The following is a 19358-nucleotide window of genomic DNA, read 5'->3' as shown; positions in this document are numbered from 1 at the left end:
ATAAAAGGAATTGTTGTTAGGTTGATTGACATTTCATTAGGATGGAGTAGTATAATATATAATATTCTAAATTTTAGTACAATTGAGGTGCTTGTTATGAGATATGCTTTTGCCGATCGAGTTCGTCATCTACAATCCTCGGCTGTTAGAGATATTTTAAAAATTGTTGGAAAAGGAGATGTCATTTCATTTGCTGGTGGTCTGCCAGATGACGAAATGTTTCCAATGAAAGGAATTGAAGAGGCGTTTTCTCGTACATTTCAATCCGGAAAAAAATCTTTGCAATATGCTGAAACGGAAGGGTATCGTCCGTTAAGGGAAGCGATTATTGAGCGAATGGCTCGCAAAGGAATTAAAAGCTATTCTGCGGATGAAATGCTTCTAACGACAGGGTCACAACAGGCAATTGATTTATTTTCTAGAATTATGTTAAGCCCTGATGATATTGTTTTGACAGAGGATCCTACGTACTTAGCTGCCTTACAAGTGTTCAAATCATACGAGGCGAAAGTGATTGCAGTTGATTCAGATGACGATGGGATGCTTCCAGATGATCTAGAACAAAAGTTAAAACAATACAAACCTAAATGTGTCTATGTTGTCCCGACGTTCTCTAATCCAGCTGGGAGAGTCTGGTCATTAGAACGAAGAAAGACGCTTATCGATTTGGTCCATAAGCATAATGTTGTCGTGTTTGAGGATGATCCATATGGTGAACTTCAGTTTCTTGAAAACGAAACGTATACTCCATTAGCTGCGTTAGATGATGGTACGCATGTGTTATATACAAGTACATTTTCTAAAACAGCGGTACCTGCTCTCCGGACAGGTTGGATTGTAGGTCCATACCAAGTGATTCGAATGATGTCTCAAGCAAAACAAGCGAATGATCTTCATTCTAATTCACTAGCACAGCAAGCCCTATATCAGCTGTGTCGCCATTTTGACTTAGATGGTCATATTGATCACCTTATTGAAGTGTATAAAGGGCGTATGGAAATAATGGTGAAGTGTCTTGAAGAAGCCAATGTACCTGGGTTAAAGTTTGTCAAGCCAAAAGGCGGTATGTTTCTTTGGTTGGAGGTAGATGAATCGTTAGACATGGCTAAATTATTACCAGATGCAGTTTCACGTGGGGTTGCATTTGTCCCGGGCGAACCATTTTATGCTGGGAAACCAAAGAAGAATACAATGCGTTTGAATTTCACACATGCTACTCCTGAGAAAATCGAGAAAGGGATCACCCTTTTGGGGGAACTGCTAAAGGAAGTTATGGCAAAACAGGCAGTGAAGTAATTTAGGAGAAAGGGTATCTGTAAGTGGTGACAGATATCCTTTTTTAGATTTTGATTTTTCTATATAACAAAGAAGAAAGTGAGACAAAAGTGATTTAACTAATACAAAATCCGAACAATGATAGTTGACAGACGTAAGCCGCTCCTGAAATATACTTCGCTTTCCGCGGGAAGCCGGTGAGCCTCCTCGGCTACGCCTGTGGGGTCTCACCCTTGGCTTTTGCATCCCGCAGGAGTCTACGTATATTTCATCCGCTACATGACTGCTTTGTTCGGCATTTCAGTTAAACACTTTAGTTATGTCCCAGCCTCTTCAGACCGTAGACAAAACGCCTTTGAGAAAATGCCTCTCAAAGGCGTTTTTACGTAATTCCTTCTATTTTCAGTTGGTGGCACTTGAGGATGGGTGTTCCTCCAGTGCCAGTTGGCTAAGTACATGACAGCGAAAACAAGCATCGCCTGCATTGAATTTTTTCCAACCCTTTTAGGTTGGTCCAACGCATTTCGAAGAATGCGGTAAAAGATCTGTTCAAACACATCACTTTCCCGAAATCTGTGAGCATAATTCTTTCCAAAGGTTGAGAAGTGAGGGATTTTATTCTCGGATCCAAATCCTAAAAACCATCGATAAGCCACATTGGTTTCAATTTTTTTAATGGCTTGACCCATCGACCGAATACCAAAGACATATTGAATAAAGAGCATTTTCACTAAAACAACTGGATCGATACTAGGATGTCCTTTGTAGGAGGATAAAGATCTTTTACCAAATCATAGATGAAATCAAATTCCATAGAGTGATCTAATTTACGAACAAGATGGTCGTCGGGGAATAGTTTTTAAATCCAAACCATCTCCATTTGCATCCGTTTATCTTCCAATTTTTTTTGGACATCATAACCCATTCACCATAGTCTTATTTTCAATCATAATTATAGAAAAAAAACTATAAATTGTCCCCAATTTACTTCGTATAAGGGATCGTTCAAGAGGAAGTAGATTCCCATGTCTCCTCTAAAAAAGCGGACGGGATGGGGGCCGACTCCTGCAGGAGGGGAGGGCAGGTGGAAATCCACCGGCGGAGCCGGTTAGTTCCACGCCCGCCGGAGGGTGCGTGCCCCCATCCCGGTAGCGGATTCAAAGCGACTTATCTTGGCCATTCCTTTCAACTACAAAAAAGCCTGTCGACTGTCTCGCTTTTGCGAGACTTTGTCGACAGGCTGCTTCTTGGTCGTCTATTAACCAAATAATCCAATAGAGCTTAAGAATACTAAGACAATTGCAATAGGTGCGAGGTAGCGTAAAAGGAAAAGCCATGTGAGGCCAAGTCCTGTATGACCAAAATCTGAATCACGTAATGCATCGGCTTTCTTAATACCCCAACCCATGAATAGAGCAATGATTAATCCTCCAAGTGGAAGGAAGATATTAGATGCGATAAAGTCAACTGAATCAAGGAAGCCTCTGTCTCCAATAATCTTGAAATCAGCCCAAACCCCATTGCTTAATGACGATGGGATTCCAAGTAAAAAGATAATTCCACCAATGATGACAGCTGCCTTTCTACGAGACCACTCGAATTTCCGCATAAAATAGGCTACGGCAACTTCTAGTAACGATACAGCTGATGTTAAAGCAGCAGCTGCCAATAAGAAGAAGAATAAAAGACCGAAAATACCACCGCCAGTAAAGCTATCAAATACATCCGGCATAACCACGAATACTAAACCTGGACCAGAAGCTGGATCAATTCCAAAAGCAAAGACAGCAGGGAAGATCATGATACCAGCAATGATTGCAAAAAGAGTATCAAGTGTAGCTACGCTTGCCGCTGCCCCTGGGAGCTTTTCTTTATCTGATAAATAACTACCGTACGTAATAAGTGCACCCATACCCAAGCTTAATGAGAAAAATGCTTGCCCTAGGGCTGCGAGATAAATGTTAGGATCGGCTAATGCAGACCAGTCTGGTGAAAATAAAAATGCTAAGCCTTGACTTGCTCCACCTAATGTTAAACCATAAATTGAAAGAACAATAAGTAATATACCTAATAATGGCATTAAAATTTTGTTTGCACGTTCAATTCCTTTTTTGACCCCTACATAGACAATTGCTACTGTTAAGACCATGAAAATAGCTTGCCATAAGAGTGGGAAAGAATTATTTGAGATAAATCCACCAAAGAATGCTTCATACCCTTCTTCAGGTGCTGTCCAAAAGTTACCAGTTAAATAATTAACGAAGTAATATAAAATCCAACCTGCAATAACAGCATAAAAAGATAAAATCATAAATGCAGCAGCAACACCCATGAGTCCTGCTATTTTCCATGGTTGACCTGGTCCTAATTTTCCTACTCCTGTCGAGAGTTTTTCAAATGAACCAACGGCATCACTTTGTGCTTTGCGACCGATTGTGAATTCAGCCATTACAACTGGTAAACCGATAAGGATAATCATTGCAATATACACAATAAGAAAAGCTGCACCGCCGTTCTCACCCGCGACATAAGAAAATCGCCAAACGTTCCCCAGTCCAACTGCTGAGCCCATTGCTGCTAAAATAAACCCAACTCTGGAAGCCCATTGCTCACGACCTGGTTCTTGTTTTAAAGCCATATCGTTTCCCCCTTTAAAATAGTTTCACGGTCTAATATATCATATTTACTATTTGTTGAGTAGTGAATAGTATATATTTTCTAACAATTCGAAAAAATAAAGCCTGTAAATGAGCCACTAATTGTATCGATGAGTTGTACAAGTTAATCTGTATTTTCTCCCTTGGGGCTATTTATCAAATCAATAGCAGCATCTAAATATTGAGAAAAGCGTTCAACAGTTTCCTCTTCCAAATTTCCTTTGATTGCTATTTGGATAAACCTAAAGTTATCGATGAGGTGCTCAGAACTCATTCCTCTTTTTACTAATATATTATTTAGCCATAGTGCATAATCGGTGAAAATTCGAGGTTGATTCAGATGGTCTGCTGTTTCAAGATAATGAAAATGATGGACATTGTCTTCTTTACATTTGATTTTTCCTCGATCACCGAAAACTTCTTCAATTTCAGGATATTTATTGTATATTTGTATGACTACCTTATCAATGATGCTATGATATCGTTCGGCATTAAAGGTCATTGGGCAACAACCTCGTATTGATGAACTTCTGGAATGATGTTAGCTAATTCTTGATCTGGATAATTCTTTTCAAGCTCATGAATTTGTTTGAATTGCTCGCTCCGAATCCACCTCAGATAATCTTGTTTGCTATCCCATTCAATTTGAACGGTTAATTCGCCTAGCTTTTTGGAATTCTGTAATAGTCGGAACTGCCGAAATCCTTGAGCTTGGTCAACAAGTTTTGAGCGGTTTCTGTAGATTTCAATTACTTCATTGGCTTTTTCTTTTGGAACACGAAACGTAGAGTGTACAATAAACATATCAATTCTTCTGTCCTTTCTTTATGGATGTTTTTCTATTTTAGCATTCTAAAAATAATTATTAAATAAATTAAAGGTAAGCTATGGAGGGTCTAACATGTTGACGTTAATAAAAAATGGTAAGGTTTATTCACCAACGTATATTGGAAAAAAGGATATTCTTCTCTCTGGAGAAAAAATCATTGCAATTGACGATGTGATTGAGTTAACGACGTCAGTAAATCATCTAGTCATTGATGCAACTGATAAGATTATTGTCCCAGGTTTCATTGATAGTCATGTCCATATTATTGGAGGTGGAGGAGAAGGGAGTTACAAGACTCGAACGCCTGAACTAATGCTTAGTCAAGCTACAAAAGCTGGAGTCACAACAATTGTTGGTGTGATCGGAACAGACGGTACAACGAGAACGATGCCTGATTTAATTGCAAAAGCAAAAGCACTAAAGGAAGAAGGAATTAGCTGTTACGTCCATTTAGGTTCATATCAGCTCCCCATCAATACTTTAACAGGAACCATTCAAAGCGATTTTATCTTAATAGAAGAAATTATTGGAATAGGTGAAATTGCAATTGCTGATCATCGTTCCTCTCAGCCGACATTGCAGGAAATCAAACGAATTGCGGCAGAAGCTCGTGTAGGTGGGATGCTTTCTGGGAAAGCAGGGATTGTAAATATACATGTTGGTGATGGTCGTAGTCATTTACATATATTAAATGAAATTGTCAAAACAAGTGATATTCCAATTACGCAATTTGTACCAACACATATTAATCGGAATTCAGAATTATTTTGGGAGGGAGTAAAGTTTGCCAAGCAAGGTGGCTTTGTCGACTTCACAACAAGTACCATTCCAAAGTTTCTTGAAGAGGGCGAAACAAAATGTAGCTCTGGATTAAAAGTAATGCTTGAAGAAGGAGTGTTGATAGATCAGATTACCTTTACTTCTGATGCACAGGGGAGTTTACCTCATTTTGATGAATCAGGGCATTTGATTGGTTTGAAAATTGGAGAGATTGGTACCTTATTTAATGAAGTACGAGAAGCTGTCATGGTAGAAGGAATCCCCTTGGAGAAAGCTCTTCAGGTAATTACGAAAAACCCAGCAAAGATATTAAATTTAAAAAATAAAGGAGAAATAGTTGTTGGGAAAGATGCAGATTTAGTGTTATTGGATGAGAAAGAGTTATCAATTGAGACAGTAATCGCAAAAGGGAACGTCATGATTGATAAGGGACGAGCGGTTGTAAAAGGAACATTTGAAACATAAGAAGTACTTGATTTTCATATTTTACCAATAATCTTTTGCACATAATTAAAGTGAAACTAACCACACTATAAGTACACAAGGAGGTGAGACAACATGGCAAGCAACAACAGCGGTAACTCAAACCAACTTCTTGTACCTGGTGTACAACAAGCTTTAGATCAAATGAAGTATGAAATTGCTTCTGAATTTGGTGTACAACTTGGTGCCGATGCTACTTCTCGTGCAAACGGGTCTGTAGGTGGAGAAATCACTAAGCGTCTTGTTCAGATGGCTGAACAACAAATGGGTGGAACACAACAATAATTATATAACTGGAATGAAGGGGTGAGTACTGCTCACCCCTTCTTTTTAAATGATCTAATAGGGGGCGTAAGCATGGGGATGTGTCCTGTTTGTAATGGTATGGCTCAGATAGATGTCCATTGTCAACAATGTCAGCAACCATTAATTGATTATGGTCGAACGATGGACTATGGTGAAAAATATGATGCCTATCTGCCCATTGATTTAAAAAAGGAAAATGATAGTATTCCAGATGACCTAATTAATGAACAATGTCCACATTATGTAACCTGTACGAATTGTCAACAAACGTCAATCTACTTGATAAATGAGCAATGAAAAAAGCGCCCAAGAATAGGCGCTTTTATAAATTATTTTGTAATAACAAGCTCTGAATCTTTATCAAAGAAATGAGCTTTATTCATATCAAGAGCTAATTCAACAGTTTGACCACTGTCGATGTCTGTACGAGAATCAATTCGTGCAACAAGATCTTGACCAGCAACGCTAGAATAGATAATTGTTTCTGCACCCATTAATTCAGCTACGTCAATTTTAGCTGTTATTTTAGTTTCTGGTGAACCTTCTAAGAAAATCAATTCATCATGAACTGACTCTGGACGAATACCAAGAATTAGCTCTTTGCCGTCATAGCCCTTAGACTTCAAGAAAGAAAGCTTACCAGCAGGAACCTTAACCTTTACGTCACCGATATTGAAGAATTCTCCTTGAAGAGTTCCTTGTAAGAAGTTCATTGATGGTGAACCGATGAAGCCACCAACGAATACGTTAGCAGGGTTGTCATACACATCTTTCGGTGTACCAACTTGTTGAACAAGTCCTGCTTTCATGATAACGATACGAGTTGCCATCGTCATTGCTTCTGTTTGGTCATGTGTTACATAGATCGTTGTTGCTTGTAAACGCTTATGAAGCTTAATGATTTCAGAACGCATTTGTACACGTAATTTAGCATCAAGGTTAGATAAAGGCTCATCCATTAAGAATACTTGTGGATCACGAACGATTGCACGACCTAAAGCAACACGCTGACGCTGACCACCTGACATAGCCTTAGGCTTACGATCAAGCATTTCTTCAAGGCCAAGAATCTTAGCCGCTTCAGTTACACGACGGTTAATCTCATCCTTTTTGAATTTACGAAGCTTTAAACCAAACGCCATATTATCATACACATTCATATGTGGGTAAAGTGCATAGTTCTGGAAAACCATCGCAATATCACGGTCTTTAGGAGCAACTTCATTCATACGCTTTTCGCCAATGTATAAGTCACCTTTAGAGATGTCTTCAAGTCCTGCGATCATACGAAGTGTTGTTGACTTACCACAACCAGATGGACCTACGAAAACGATAAATTCTTTGTCTTTAATGTCAAGATTGAAGTCTGTAACAGCTGTAACATCACCATCATATATCTTATAAATATTCTTTAAACTAATGTCTGCCATTTGTAAAACCTCCTCTTAGTAATTAATGAAATTGTAACCCTTTTCATTAAATAAGGATATGGCAAGCTTGCACAAAAAAATGTAAGCGTTTTTGTGCAAGATTACTAGGATCGTTGGTCAAGTAATAAAAGAGCTATGTACATCAGCGTGGCTTGTGGGAATTGTCTTAAATCAAAAGTTGTCCTTTCCATGTATTTATCAATCCGGTATTGCAAACTGTTACGATGCATATGAAGTGTTTTCGCGGCAGCAGAAATATTTAAATTGTGTTCAAAGTAAACCGCAATGCTTTTCAAAAACTCCTTATCATCACGAAGGTCGTCATCAATCAGACGTGACAGAAATAGTTTGCGTTGGTCCGTTGGAATAGATTGCAACAGAAAATAGGGTACCGCTTCATGTTCAAAAAAGACGCGACGTATGACTTTACTATCGATAATAGCTTCTAGACAAGCATTTTCCCATGAAAATTGACTTAGAGATTGAGTGGCTACATGTTTAGTACCAACTAGTAATGTAATATCAACATAAAAATCTGATGAAATCGCTTGGTTTATACTATGAAAATCAGGGAGTTCCTCTTCTATGCTTACATCGACAATAATCATGCCTCTTGTCGGTGTTGTCCATAGCATCATTATTGGGGAACTAAATATGCTTTCCCATACATCGCGGAAAGAATTATAATCTTCAATTCGCTTTTCAAGAGAAAAGTGGATGAACTGGACCCATTTAGGATCATTTGGTTGGTTTCCTTGTGCGAACAAGTAATCTGCCCATTTCTTTTCGCTAGCTAGTTTCGGTCTTTGAATCGATTCATATGGATTAAAAAGCATCTCAAGTAATATCATTTCTTTCTTTGTTAACTTTGCCTTTAGAAAGCCTATTGGATTATGATGCTCATCTTCTAACCACAGAATTTCGTCATCTTTGCTATGATCTGTTTCTTTTACAATGACATCTTCAAATTGTTTTATTAGATTTTCATTCAAAGTAAACTTCTCCTTATGCTTAAGCTATTAGAGATATTATAGCAAATGTAGGAATGGAACCGTATAAAAAGAGAGTAACTAAAATTAAGTTTAATGAGGATGAAAGCTTTCTTTGTAGTAGTAATGGTTCCTAGGTGAGGTGCTTCGATTTCGCTACCGGGATGGGGGGGCACGCTTTCCGCAGGAGGGCATGGAACTAACTGGCTCTGCCAGTGGATTTCCATTTGCCCTTATTTCCTGCAGGAGTCGGCCCACCCATCCCGTCCGCTAGTTAGGCCTATTTAAAACTTTCTCCACCTATATGACAGAGCTGATAGCTTCTTCATAGTATAGATGATACGTTTCGCTATAGTTATGCTGTCAAAGAATTAAGAGGTTACCAAACCTTACGAAAAGGCACCTTTGATTTTCAAAGGTGCCTTTCTATAGAAGAAAGTAACTTTTTTAGTTCTTAGTTTGATCTTAATTACTTCTGTTCTCGTGGTGGGTCTTCTTGTTCTAGTTTTCCTCTGGACTCTTCAATGAGACCTGCATCATATTCATGAACCGTGCCACCGCCTAATCCTTCATTGATCATGCGATCAACATCAACAAATGCTTTTGCTCTAGAATCTTGGTCGGGTCCTTTACTTGGTTTAGCCATATTCGAGTTCACGTCCTTTTACTCATTTTATATAATATTAGCTTAACTCAATAATGGCTGTATTATGCAAAGACTAAGCTTCTTGCTCAATCACATCACGTGTATCCCAGTGCCCGCCTCCAAACCAAAGATAGGCATCTCCGTCTGCACCTTGCACATAAGCGAAGCAAACTAGACCTGCTTCTAATGCAACTTTGATTTTCTGTTCTTGATCATACCTAATCTTTGTATAACAAACGCCTAATTCATCAAGTAATGAAATAAATAGTCTTGTTTGAATTTGTGTATGGGCGTATCTCGGGGAGACTAAGATAGAAGAGTAGGTTGTACCATAATCTGATACGGCAGCAACTGCAACAATTTTCCCTTCCCAAAGGGCTAACTGTATACTTGTACCTGGCTGAGTGAGATCCTGTCCTTTTAAATGAAATAGCCATTTATGTGTGGAACGCTTCTGACAACTATCGTAACGTTTTACGAATTGGAGTAGTGGTCTTCGGTATTTTTCCCATTGATCATTTGAAAGTGAAAATAATTTCATTTAAAAGACCTCCTTCATATATGTTAGAACTGAAACTAGCGAGGAAAAAGGACGTATCGTATACTATGTGATAAATGCCTATTTTGTGAATGGGAAATCAAGGAGTGACAAAAATGCAAACAACAATACTAATGATAACTTTTATGGTAGTTATTGGAGCAGCCATTGGCGGAGTGACTAACTCTCTCGCTATTAAAATGCTTTTTAGACCTTATACGGAACGAAGAATTGGAAAATGGCGTGTTCCGTTTACGCCTGGTTTAATTCCAAAGCGACACGACGAGTTAGCAATGCAGCTTGGAAAGATGGTTATCGACTATTTAGTAACGGCAGAAGGTTTAGGGAAAAAGATACAAAGTCACACATTTGTGACAGGAATGAGCGAGTGGATTGAAAATCAAGTTAGATCACTGATGAAAAGTGAGTTAACTGGTGGGGAGTTAATCGAAAAAGAATTTGGACTCGCTAATCCCAAAGCATTGCTACAAGAAAAATCAACGAAACTAATTACGAGTAGTTATCGAAACTTTATCCTTACTAACCGTGAAAAAACAATGGAACAATTGATCCCTATGTCTTTACAGCAAAAAGCAGTTGCCCAAATTCCATCTATTACTACTTATGTACTAGAACGTGGTGAAGTCTTTCTGAAAAGTGAGGAAGGAAAAGAACGTTTGAGTGTAATGATTGATCGTTTTCTTATGCAAAAAGGAACAATCGGTAATATGGTTTCAATGTTTTTAGGGAATGATCGATTAGTGGACAAGGTTCAACCAGCATTGGTCAAATTTTTGCATGATGAGGAAACAAACAAACTCGTACAACAGCTTCTAGAGAAAGAATGGAATAAATTAAAACAAATCAAATTTTCTGAGATAGAGAAACATCTAAATGAAGAAGAAGTGATTACAATTCTGACAAATACGATTGAGGGAAATTTATCTGTTTTTGATTGGTTAGATCAACCGATTCGAGATTGGGCTGGAACATACGAGAATGATGTAATTAATAAGGTGATTCCAAAAGGCGTGTCCTTTCTTGTTTCCTTTTTATCTAAAAATTTAGAAGCTCTGCTTAAGCATATTCACTTAGATGAAATTGTTCAAGAACAAGTCCAAACATTTTCGGTTGAACGATTAGAAGAACTAGTTCTATCAATATCAAAAAAAGAATTTAAAATGATTACTTATTTAGGTGCCCTTCTCGGCGGGGTTATTGGATTATTCCAAGGTTTTATTGTGATCTTATTAGGGTAGTATATTAATTAGGATGTGTTTGCAAAAGATGAAATGTAGTAGTGAACATGTTATAGTCGTTAGGATACTTAATTGAGGGGGACATACATAATGTCAAATATTCATGATAAGGCACAAGAATTAAAACGTACTCTAGCAGAGAGTGAGGAATTCTCTACATTAAAATCACTCCATGAACAAATTGCTGCGGATGAAGTTGCGAACAAGATGCTAGAGAATTTCAGACAATTACAATTAGACTTACAGCAAAAACAAATGCAAGGTATCCAAATTACTGAGGAAGAAGCACAAAAAGCACAACAACAGTTTGAGCTTGTACAGCAACATGATTTAATTTCTAAGCTGATGGAAGCAGAGCAACGTTTGAGTGTAATCATTGGCGATGTAAACAAAATCATTACAGAACCATTGGAAGAAATTTACGGTAACCCTGATCAACAATAGTACTAATAACAAAGAGCTTGTCGACTGTGTCGACAAGCTCTTTGTTATTAAGTCATGTAAGGACGCTACGACTCAGCCTACGGGGGATGTGTGTTGGCTAAAAACCGTATTGTCTTATACCGTGGTAGGTAAATATAACGATTAGCTTGAAACCTTCTTCTTAATGACCATAGCTAGATGAAAGATAAGACCAACAACTAATCCAAGTAAGGTTGCTCCAAGTAAACTCATCATAATCGTATGGCCATCTTTGTTTACAAATTCGACCGAGGACAATAGGATGAAAAATGCAATTGGTAACATATAATAATTCAGTGTTTTTTTCATAATTTACTCCTTATTCACTGTATGACAAAAGTATAAAGAAACTTCAAGGCAACGTCTAGTTCTATTAAGTGAGCATCTTTCATAAGATGAGAAGAAAGAGCAAGCCTATGTTAAAAAGCTGCTCAGATGGACAACTGAGAAGGGGGACTTACAAGAATGTCATACAAACTATTAGCCCTGAACATTGATGGAATCATACCTAAGTCTAACGCTAGAATAACGAAACAAACGAAGGATGCTATTGAATATGTGAAGAGTAAGGGAGTTTATGTAACATTAGCAACTTCAAGACCTTTTCAATCCGCACAAAAAATCGCAAAAACGTTAAAGGTTGATGACTGTTTAATCACAAGTGATGGAGCTTTTATTGCCGCGGATGCAGAAAATCCGATCTTTGTCAGAAGAATTAAAGAAGAAAAAGCCTTACAAATCGTCGATTTACTCGAGCAGTACGAATGCCATATTAGAGTCATGAACGAATCTTATTCAATTGGCAATAAAGTGAGACAAAGAAATCACCTTATCGCCAAGATGACAATTGGGGTTGGGGATCCACTCTTTTATCCGATCAATTTTGTCGATTCAATTAGTGAGCAAATGATTGAAGAACCGATTGCTCCATCAAAAATTCAAGTTCAATTCTTTAATGAACAGGAACAGAAGAAAGCAATGGAGCATTTAGCAAAGATCATAGTTGGCGTTAGATTTCTCCCATCAGCTAACGGTCGAATTGATATAGTTAGAACAGGTGTCTCTAAGGCAAGAGGTTTACAAGTGTTAGGACAGAATCTAGGCATAGCGGCTGACCAGATGGTTGCAATCGGTGCACAAGACAATGACGTTGAAATGATTAATCAAGTAGGACTTGGAGTAGCGATGGGGAACGCATCTTTATCTGTTAAGGAAGCTGCAGATTGGTTAACTAGATCTACTGAGCAAAATGGAGTGTCTTATATGATTAAGGAAGTGTTTCGCAAGCAACTGCGTGTAAATATATAGAAAATAGGAAATATGTTCATTCAATTAATTACTTATAAACATAGACGAAAAATATATAAATGAGTTAATATTTTAATGATCACAAAGGTATATTCTTGTGGTCATTTTTCTTTGTGTTTTTTTTGTAAAACTATGTGAATCTGTTGACTTATATAAAGAAAGGATTAAGATTAATTAAGAATATTTAAAGAACGAAAGGGGTTAGAATGTGACTAACATTAAACGATTCTTTGCCGAAGAAAGAATGACTTGGTTAGTCGTATTTTTTTTGTGGATAAAGACTTACCTTGTTTATAAACTGTACTTTAATATACGTTCAGAAAGCATTTTTCAGGAACTGTTACTATTTATAAATCCACTTAGCTCAACTTTGTTTTTGATTGGTATTTCATTCTTCTTCAAAGATAAACTAAGAAAAATAATGATCGTTGCCTTAAGCATTTTGGGAACGACTATTCTGTACATTAATGTATTATTTTTTCGCTTCTTTAATGATTTTCTAACACTACCTGTTTTCTTCCAAACGAGCAATGCACAGGATGTCCAGGGAGGAATAACAGAGTTAATTAAGTTTACTGATCTTTTCTTAATGGTTGATATCGTTTTAATCGTTTATCTCCTTACTAAACATTCGATTAGTGGAATGAAAATTTATAAACGTCCAGCACTAGTAGTGATGGCTTTATCAGTTGGAATCTTTGTACTAAATCTCGGTCTTGCCCAAATTGAGAGACCACAATTGTTGACAAGATCCTTTGACCGGGAACTATTAGTTAAGAATATCGGGATCTTAAATTTTCATGTGTATGATGCGGTCATCCAATCACAAACGAAAGCACAGCGCGTATTTGCAGATGGATCAGAAATAAATGAAATTGTTCATTATCGCCGAGAACAATACAAAAAACCAGATATGGGTTTTTATGGTTCAATTGAAGGGAAGAATATTATTGTTCTTTCATTAGAGTCACTGCAGGACTTTGTGATAAATGAGAAAGTGAACGGAAAAGAAATCACTCCTTTCCTTAATGACTTAATTGATGAAAGTCTTTATTTTGAGAACTTCTATCATCAAACAGCTCAAGGGAAAACATCTGACTCTGAGTTTTTGGTTGATAACTCGTTATTTGGGCGTGACAGTGGGGCTGTCTTTTTTACACATTCCGGTAATGAATATCAAGCATTACCAGAAGAATTGAGGGAAAAAGGCTATTACACATCGGTCATGCATGCTAATAACAAGAGCTTTTGGAATCGTGATTTGATGTATCAATCACTAGGCTATGATCAATTTTTTGATATCAATTCATATGAGGTAACAGAAGAGAATTCCATTGGATGGGGCTTAAAGGATGCTGATTTCTTTGAGCAATCTATTGATCTACTGAAACAACAGCCACAACCGTATTATACAAAATTCATTACATTAACAAATCACTTTCCATTTGAATTAGGAGAAGAAGATCGTTTTATTGATGAATTCAATTCAAGCAGCGGTACTGTAAATCGTTACTTCCCAACAGTACGCTATATGGATTATGCGGTTGAACAATTCTTTAAGCAAATGAAAGAAGAAGGAATGTATGAAAACTCAGTTTTTATTCTTTACGGCGACCATTATGGAATTTCAGATTATCATAATAAAGCAATGGCTATGTATTTAGGAAAAGAAGAGATTACTAATTTTGACTCTATTCAATTACAAAAAGTTCCGTTGATTATTCATATTCCAGGTACTGATCCACAAACAATTGAAACAGTATCGGGTCAAATTGATTTAAAGCCGACCATACTTCATTTACTTGGAATTAATACTAAGGAGAATATTGAATTAGGTTCCGATTTACTTTCGCCTGAACGGGATTCTTTTGCAGTTCTTCGCGATGGAAGTTTTATATCTGATGATACTGTGTATACAAAAGGAATCTGTTACGACAAAGATAGTGGATTAGAAACAGAAAGTAGTCAATGTGAGCCTTATTTTGAAAGAGCGACATTAGATTTACGTTACTCAGACCAAATTGTATTTGGCGACTTACTTCGTTTCTATGATCGGTAAAATCAAAGAAGTGCTCTAAGGTCAGAAAGGATCTTAAGGGCACTTTTTTATGCAATAGATCCCATTTGAATTTATATAGCGGTATGATACAATGATTGCACTATCGAATGGAATTGAGGGGGTGGATAAGTTTGGTTGAAATTCTTTTTGATATGACGGCTCTTTGGCTTAGTGTGAGTTTGACTGTTTTACTAGTAGCGGCCTTTACAACGGCTATGCTAGTGACTGAGTGGGATCTTAGAGCAGAATGGCAGCATAATAACCGTCAGCAATCTCATATGTCTGAGAACAAGCCTCATCTTATCCATCATCTGATTACATGGTTTAAACCGAAGATTCCATCCCGTTCAGATCATTGTAATGATGATGAGAAGCCTCGCCCGTTTGTTATACAAATGTAATAACAACAAATGGGGAGGATATAAAATTGAAAAAAAAGTATATTTTTGTTTTGATTGCTTTACTTGTTTGCTTACTATCAGCATGTGGTGTTGAACAAACGCCTATTAACTCTGAATCAGCAGGTGTTTGGAATCACTTTTTTGTGTACCCGCTGTCTTGGCTACTTATCTTCGTTGCTGAGCATCTCTCAGGAAGTTATGGTTTATCGATTGTCATTGTGACAATTGCAATTCGCTCACTTTTGTTACCACTGATGCTTAAGCAACAAAAGAGTACAAGAGCGATGCAAGCATTGCGTCCGCAAATGGAAGAGCTTCAAAAGAAGTACAAAACTGCTGCTGGGAAAGCAGATCCTCAGAAACAGCAGGAAATGCAGAAGGAATTAATGGGCTTGTATCAAAAGAACGGTGTGAATCCACTAGCTGGTTGTATGCCAATGTTTGTACAATTGCCAATCCTAATGGCCTTTTACTACGCGATTATGAGAACAGAGGAAATTGCACTTCATACTTTCCTTTGGATGGATTTAGGGCAACCAGATCCTTTTTATATCATTCCACTTGTTGCTGGTATGACAACGTTTCTACAAGTAAGAATGTCCGCAGTTGAAGGCAATGATCAAATGAAGGTACTAATGTATATTATGCCTGTAATGATTATTATCGCAGGTGTGAATTTACCATCAGCATTATCGTTATACTGGGTTATTGGTAATTTGTTCATGATTATCCAGACATATTTCTTTGTTACACGCTTTAAGCAAAAACAAGAAATAATGACTAATCAACATATTTAGTCAGAGTAGACTCTCTTATTAGAAAGTCTCAGTCTGTCGACACAGACTCGCAAAGGCGAGACAGTCGACAGGCTTTTTTGTAGTTAATAGAAAGGCCGTGATGTCGATTCGAATTCGCTACCGGGATGAGGGCACGCACCCTCCGGCGGGCGTGGAAATGAGGCCACTGAAAAAGGTGTGATTTTTACTTTTTTTAGTGGCCTTGAAATCACTTTTGTCCCAGCCTATATTTTTTTGTAGACATTCACCTATAGACGTTTCGCTGCATAAAATGCAACGAAAAAGAAGGAGGAGACTACAATGTTATCTCATCATGATTCGATGAAACACCAATGTCAGCAGCACTTAAATAAACCGGTACATTTGAAAGTGAATGGACAGTTTGACTATCAAGGGATTATTGAGCATGTTGATGACGAGAATGTTTATATCATCATGCCACTCGATGACACAGGGCAACAATTTGACCTAAATCAAAATACGACATTAGACCAACAACATCATTCCTCATATTCTGATGCTTATTACCAATTCCCTCAACCTACATTAGCAAGGGGAAATGATGAACGTTTTGCATACCCTGGTTATTATCCATACCCAACTTTTCAACCATATCCTTTTTATCCTCCATACCCTTATGGTTATTTCCCTCCACGACCAAGAGGATGGGGAAGACTCATCTTACCTTTGGCAGCTTTAACAGCGATAGCAGCACTATAACTCTTCTTTTAAAGGGGAAGATCCTTATTGTTCAATTAACAAGCAGGATCTTTTTTTGTATTAACCAATAAGTTCGACATATTCACCGGGAAATAACTCGAATAAGGCAATGAAAAAAGGAATTGTTGTTCCAATAGATAAAATATGTTAAAGCATGTAATTATCATGGTATTTAGAGTGAAGTTTGTCATCTGTCTCGTGTCTATCCGCAAAATAAGATACAATATATTAAAATACATATGATCGGTAAAGGGAGGCAAAAAAGATGAATGATTATCTTGTCTATTTAGTAGAGGATGAAGAAAATCTTTCTGAAGTTTTAAAAGCCTATTTAGAAAAAGAAGGCTGGAAAATCAAAGTATTTAATGATGGGGATCAAGCTAAAGAATCGATTAAGGACAAGCCCCATTTATGGATATTGGATATTATGTTACCTGGAACGGATGGGTACCAGCTTTTAAAAGCGATAAAGGAAGAGTCTGACACACCTGTTATTTTCATTTCAGCACGTGATCAAGATTTAGATCGAGTACTTGGACTTGAAATGGGAAGTGATGATTATTTGGCTAAACCATTTCTGCCTCAAGAATTAATTATACGTACTAAGAAATTACTTAATCGAGTGTATGGTGTTACATCACAGGAACTTAAGAAAATCGAATTAAATCGTTATTCAATTGATCCTATGGCAAGAATTGTCACTGACGATGAGGTAACAAATGATGAAGCGATTATTGACTTAACTACGAAAGAAATGGATTTAATTCTATTGTTAACGGCAGATGTAGGTAAAGCTTTTTCAAGGGAAAAGATTATTGAGCACGTATGGGGAGATAATTACTTTGGTTCGGAAAGAGCTGTCGATGATGTAGTGAGACGAGTACGGAAGAAAATGCCACGTATTCATCTTGAAACATTATATGGATATGGCTATAGGATTTTATCTTCATGATTAAGGTGAATTTAACGCAACGAATCTGGCTTGCGTTTATCTCTTTAATTTTCCTTGTAGGTCTGTCTATCATTATTATTTATCCAATTTGGATAGAGGGGACACTCACTGAAGAGACATACCGAATCATTGAACAGGAGCAAAGAAGATATGCTTACCCACTAATTGATCTGATTGATCCACCTCGAAATGAGCTTGATTTTATCGAAAGGCGTGAAGCGGAACGTTCAGTTGGTCATTTTTTCATTGATACTTTCGGTCAAACGGCGGAAGGGGGTCCGTCACCACCACCTCCAGAAGTATTCACAGAGATGGCTGAAAATGCCTATTCCCAACAGGAAGTTCGGGGTAGGTATGAAATTCAATATGGTGGGGCAACTGTGTTTTATGTGATTCTCAAATCAAAGTCATCTGATATCTTTCATATTTCTTATATGTGGGATACGTATCGTGATCAAATGGTTAATCGTTTATGGGAGAGACTTATTTATATTCTGCTTTTAACATGTGCGTTAAGTCTATTGCCTGCGATGTGGCTAAAGCATTATCTGAGTCAACCTTTGTTTGTTCTAGGTAATCACCTTGAACAAATTGCTAATAGAGATTGGAAAGAGCCATTAGTCTGGAAGGGTGATAAAGACTTTGAACGGTTAGCAAGTCAATTTGAGAAAATGAGACAAAATTTGAATTTATATGATCGTTCCCAAAAAACATTTATTCAACATGCCTCCCATGAATTAAAAACGCCGATAATGGTCATAAAAAGCTATGCACATTCTGTTAAGGATGGCATACTACCTAAAAACGACCTAGGAAGTACAATGGATGTCATTATTGAAGAAGCTAATCGGATGGAGCGTCGAGTCATTGACATGCTCTATTACACTAAATTAGATTCATTAAAAGAAGAAACACCAAAGTATGAGGACATCATATTTGGCGAGATTGCGTTTCAAATTGAAGAACGCTTTCGAGTGCAAAGGGAAGATGTAAAGATCTTCATCAAAGGTGCGGAGATCAAGCTACAAGGTGATCGTGAACAGTTGGAGGTTCTATTAGAGAACTTAGTTGAAAATGCCCTTCGTTATGCGATAGATGCCATTTGGATTACCGCCCAAAAGGAAAATGATATTGTTACAATCTCAGTTGAAAATAATGGTGAATCGATACCAAAACAAGATTTGCCACAGCTATTTAACCCTTTCTACAAAGGAAATAAAGGTAAGTTTGGTTTAGGTCTAGCGATTGTTAAACGTATAGCTGAACTTCATGGAGCGATTCCACAGATCGAAAATACCGAAAAGGGAGTAAAGTTTATTATAACTTTACCTAATAAGGATTCTAAAGGTGAGGGCATTAGGAGAAAGAGGCAATCAAGTAAAAAGGTGTAGCGATGGTCTAAAAACTGTTGCACGCCTTTTTTCTGCTGATGCAATGATACTCTCTCAAAATGATCCTATGTTATAA

The 19358-nt window shown here is 37.4% G+C and carries 21 protein-coding genes and 1 pseudogene; 13 read left to right on the top strand and 9 right to left on the bottom strand.

All coding sequences use genetic code 11. The features are described 5' to 3' along the window. The first annotated feature begins 96 nt into the window (after window positions 1-96). Window positions 97-1296, top strand: coding sequence for an aminotransferase-like domain-containing protein (locus tag J7W16_RS10060; protein WP_210597157.1), 1200 nt, complete (start codon window positions 97-99; stop codon window positions 1294-1296). 494 nt (window positions 1297-1790) lie between these two features. On the opposite strand, the pseudogene J7W16_RS10055 reads toward J7W16_RS10060, so the two are convergent. The 4 genes and pseudogenes from J7W16_RS10055 to J7W16_RS10040 all read right to left on the bottom strand — a co-directional run. Next, window positions 1791-2200: pseudogene (locus J7W16_RS10055) on the bottom strand (transposase); the annotation flags it as partial. A 333-nt stretch (window positions 2201-2533) separates the two neighbouring features. Further along, on the bottom strand, window positions 2534-3913 hold the full coding sequence (locus J7W16_RS10050; RefSeq protein WP_210597156.1) for a sodium-dependent transporter: 1380 nt from the start codon (window positions 3911-3913) through the stop codon (window positions 2534-2536). Window positions 3914-4056: 143 nt separating this feature from the next. Beyond that, complete coding sequence (locus J7W16_RS10045) at window positions 4057-4434, bottom strand: hypothetical protein (protein ID WP_210597155.1); 378 nt, start codon at window positions 4432-4434, stop codon at window positions 4057-4059. Further along, on the bottom strand, window positions 4431-4736 hold the full coding sequence (locus J7W16_RS10040; RefSeq protein ID WP_210597154.1) for an antibiotic biosynthesis monooxygenase family protein: 306 nt from the start codon (window positions 4734-4736) through the stop codon (window positions 4431-4433). Before J7W16_RS10040 ends, J7W16_RS10045 begins: the two co-directional genes overlap by 4 nt. A 97-nt stretch (window positions 4737-4833) precedes the next feature. Between J7W16_RS10040 and iadA the strand changes: the two genes are divergently transcribed. The 3 genes from iadA to J7W16_RS10025 all read left to right on the top strand — a co-directional run bounded on the left by iadA (window position 4834) and on the right by J7W16_RS10025 (window position 6627). Then, window positions 4834-6006: a beta-aspartyl-peptidase gene (gene iadA, locus J7W16_RS10035; protein ID WP_210597153.1), complete on the top strand. Its 1173-nt coding sequence runs from the start codon at window positions 4834-4836 to the stop codon at window positions 6004-6006. 93 nt (window positions 6007-6099) lie between these two features. Beyond that, entirely contained in the window at window positions 6100-6309 is a 210-nt protein-coding gene (locus J7W16_RS10030) for an alpha/beta-type small acid-soluble spore protein (RefSeq protein WP_210597152.1), read from the top strand. Between the two features lie 72 nt (window positions 6310-6381). After that, a complete protein-coding gene (locus J7W16_RS10025) occupies window positions 6382-6627 on the top strand; it encodes a hypothetical protein (RefSeq protein WP_210597151.1) in 246 nt (81 codons plus the stop codon). A gap of 32 nt (window positions 6628-6659) precedes the next feature. Here J7W16_RS10025 and J7W16_RS10020 read toward each other — a convergent pair whose 3' ends face one another. The 4 genes from J7W16_RS10020 to J7W16_RS10005 all read right to left on the bottom strand — a co-directional run bounded on the left by J7W16_RS10020 (window position 6660) and on the right by J7W16_RS10005 (window position 9936). Beyond that, entirely contained in the window at window positions 6660-7760 is a 1101-nt protein-coding gene (locus J7W16_RS10020; RefSeq protein ID WP_210597150.1) for an ABC transporter ATP-binding protein, read from the bottom strand. Window positions 7761-7864: 104 nt separating this feature from the next. Continuing rightward, a complete protein-coding gene (locus J7W16_RS10015; RefSeq protein ID WP_210597149.1) occupies window positions 7865-8752 on the bottom strand; it encodes a PucR family transcriptional regulator in 888 nt (295 codons plus the stop codon). A 466-nt stretch (window positions 8753-9218) separates the two neighbouring features. Further along, entirely contained in the window at window positions 9219-9395 is a 177-nt protein-coding gene (locus tag J7W16_RS10010; RefSeq protein ID WP_210597148.1) for a hypothetical protein, read from the bottom strand. A 73-nt stretch (window positions 9396-9468) separates the two neighbouring features. Further along, entirely contained in the window at window positions 9469-9936 is a 468-nt protein-coding gene (locus J7W16_RS10005; protein ID WP_210597147.1) for a hypothetical protein, read from the bottom strand. Window positions 9937-10049: 113 nt separating this feature from the next. Between J7W16_RS10005 and J7W16_RS10000 the strand changes: the two genes are divergently transcribed. Together J7W16_RS10000 and J7W16_RS09995 are read left to right on the top strand one after the other, a co-directional pair. Beyond that, a complete protein-coding gene (locus tag J7W16_RS10000) occupies window positions 10050-11192 on the top strand; it encodes a DUF445 domain-containing protein (protein WP_246879930.1) in 1143 nt (380 codons plus the stop codon). A 90-nt stretch (window positions 11193-11282) separates the two neighbouring features. Further along, on the top strand, window positions 11283-11636 hold the full coding sequence (locus tag J7W16_RS09995) for a YlbF/YmcA family competence regulator (protein ID WP_210597146.1): 354 nt from the start codon (window positions 11283-11285) through the stop codon (window positions 11634-11636). Window positions 11637-11777: 141 nt separating this feature from the next. Here J7W16_RS09995 and J7W16_RS09990 read toward each other — a convergent pair whose 3' ends face one another. Then, window positions 11778-11963 carry a hypothetical protein gene (locus J7W16_RS09990; protein WP_210597145.1) on the bottom strand — a complete coding sequence of 62 codons (186 nt, stop codon included), beginning with the start codon at window positions 11961-11963 and terminating at the stop codon, window positions 11778-11780. A gap of 156 nt (window positions 11964-12119) precedes the next feature. On the opposite strand from J7W16_RS09990, the gene J7W16_RS09985 reads away from it, so the two are divergent. From J7W16_RS09985 to J7W16_RS09955, 7 genes are all read left to right on the top strand, one after another. Then, window positions 12120-12962 carry an HAD family hydrolase gene (locus J7W16_RS09985; RefSeq protein WP_210597144.1) on the top strand — a complete coding sequence of 281 codons (843 nt, stop codon included), beginning with the start codon at window positions 12120-12122 and terminating at the stop codon, window positions 12960-12962. 208 nt (window positions 12963-13170) lie between these two features. Further along, a complete protein-coding gene (locus J7W16_RS09980) occupies window positions 13171-15021 on the top strand; it encodes an LTA synthase family protein (RefSeq protein ID WP_472924497.1) in 1851 nt (616 codons plus the stop codon). 131 nt (window positions 15022-15152) lie between these two features. Then, window positions 15153-15422: a hypothetical protein gene (locus tag J7W16_RS09975; RefSeq protein WP_210597143.1), complete on the top strand. Its 270-nt coding sequence runs from the start codon at window positions 15153-15155 to the stop codon at window positions 15420-15422. A gap of 26 nt (window positions 15423-15448) precedes the next feature. Next, window positions 15449-16219, top strand: a complete 771-nt coding sequence (gene yidC, locus J7W16_RS09970) for a membrane protein insertase YidC (protein WP_210597142.1) — start codon at window positions 15449-15451, stop codon at window positions 16217-16219. A gap of 300 nt (window positions 16220-16519) precedes the next feature. Continuing rightward, window positions 16520-16939 (top strand): hypothetical protein, encoded by a 420-nt coding sequence (locus J7W16_RS09965; RefSeq protein WP_210597141.1) that lies wholly within the window; start codon window positions 16520-16522, stop codon window positions 16937-16939. A 265-nt stretch (window positions 16940-17204) separates the two neighbouring features. After that, the gene (locus tag J7W16_RS09960) at window positions 17205-17891 is read left to right on the top strand and encodes a response regulator transcription factor (RefSeq protein WP_210597140.1); all 687 of its coding nucleotides are present in this window, start codon (window positions 17205-17207) and stop codon (window positions 17889-17891) included. Further along, entirely contained in the window at window positions 17888-19282 is a 1395-nt protein-coding gene (locus J7W16_RS09955; RefSeq protein WP_210597139.1) for a sensor histidine kinase, read from the top strand. The genes J7W16_RS09960 and J7W16_RS09955 overlap by 4 nt, the downstream gene beginning before the upstream one ends. The last annotated feature ends 76 nt before the right edge of the window (window positions 19283-19358 follow it).

The sequence above is a fragment of the Halalkalibacter suaedae genome (assembly GCF_017939705.1).
Lineage (GTDB): Bacteria > Bacillota > Bacilli > Bacillales > Bacillaceae_D > Halalkalibacter > Halalkalibacter suaedae.
Note: the sequence above shows the minus strand (reverse complement) of the source record. Positions and strands in the feature narration are given on the sequence as shown.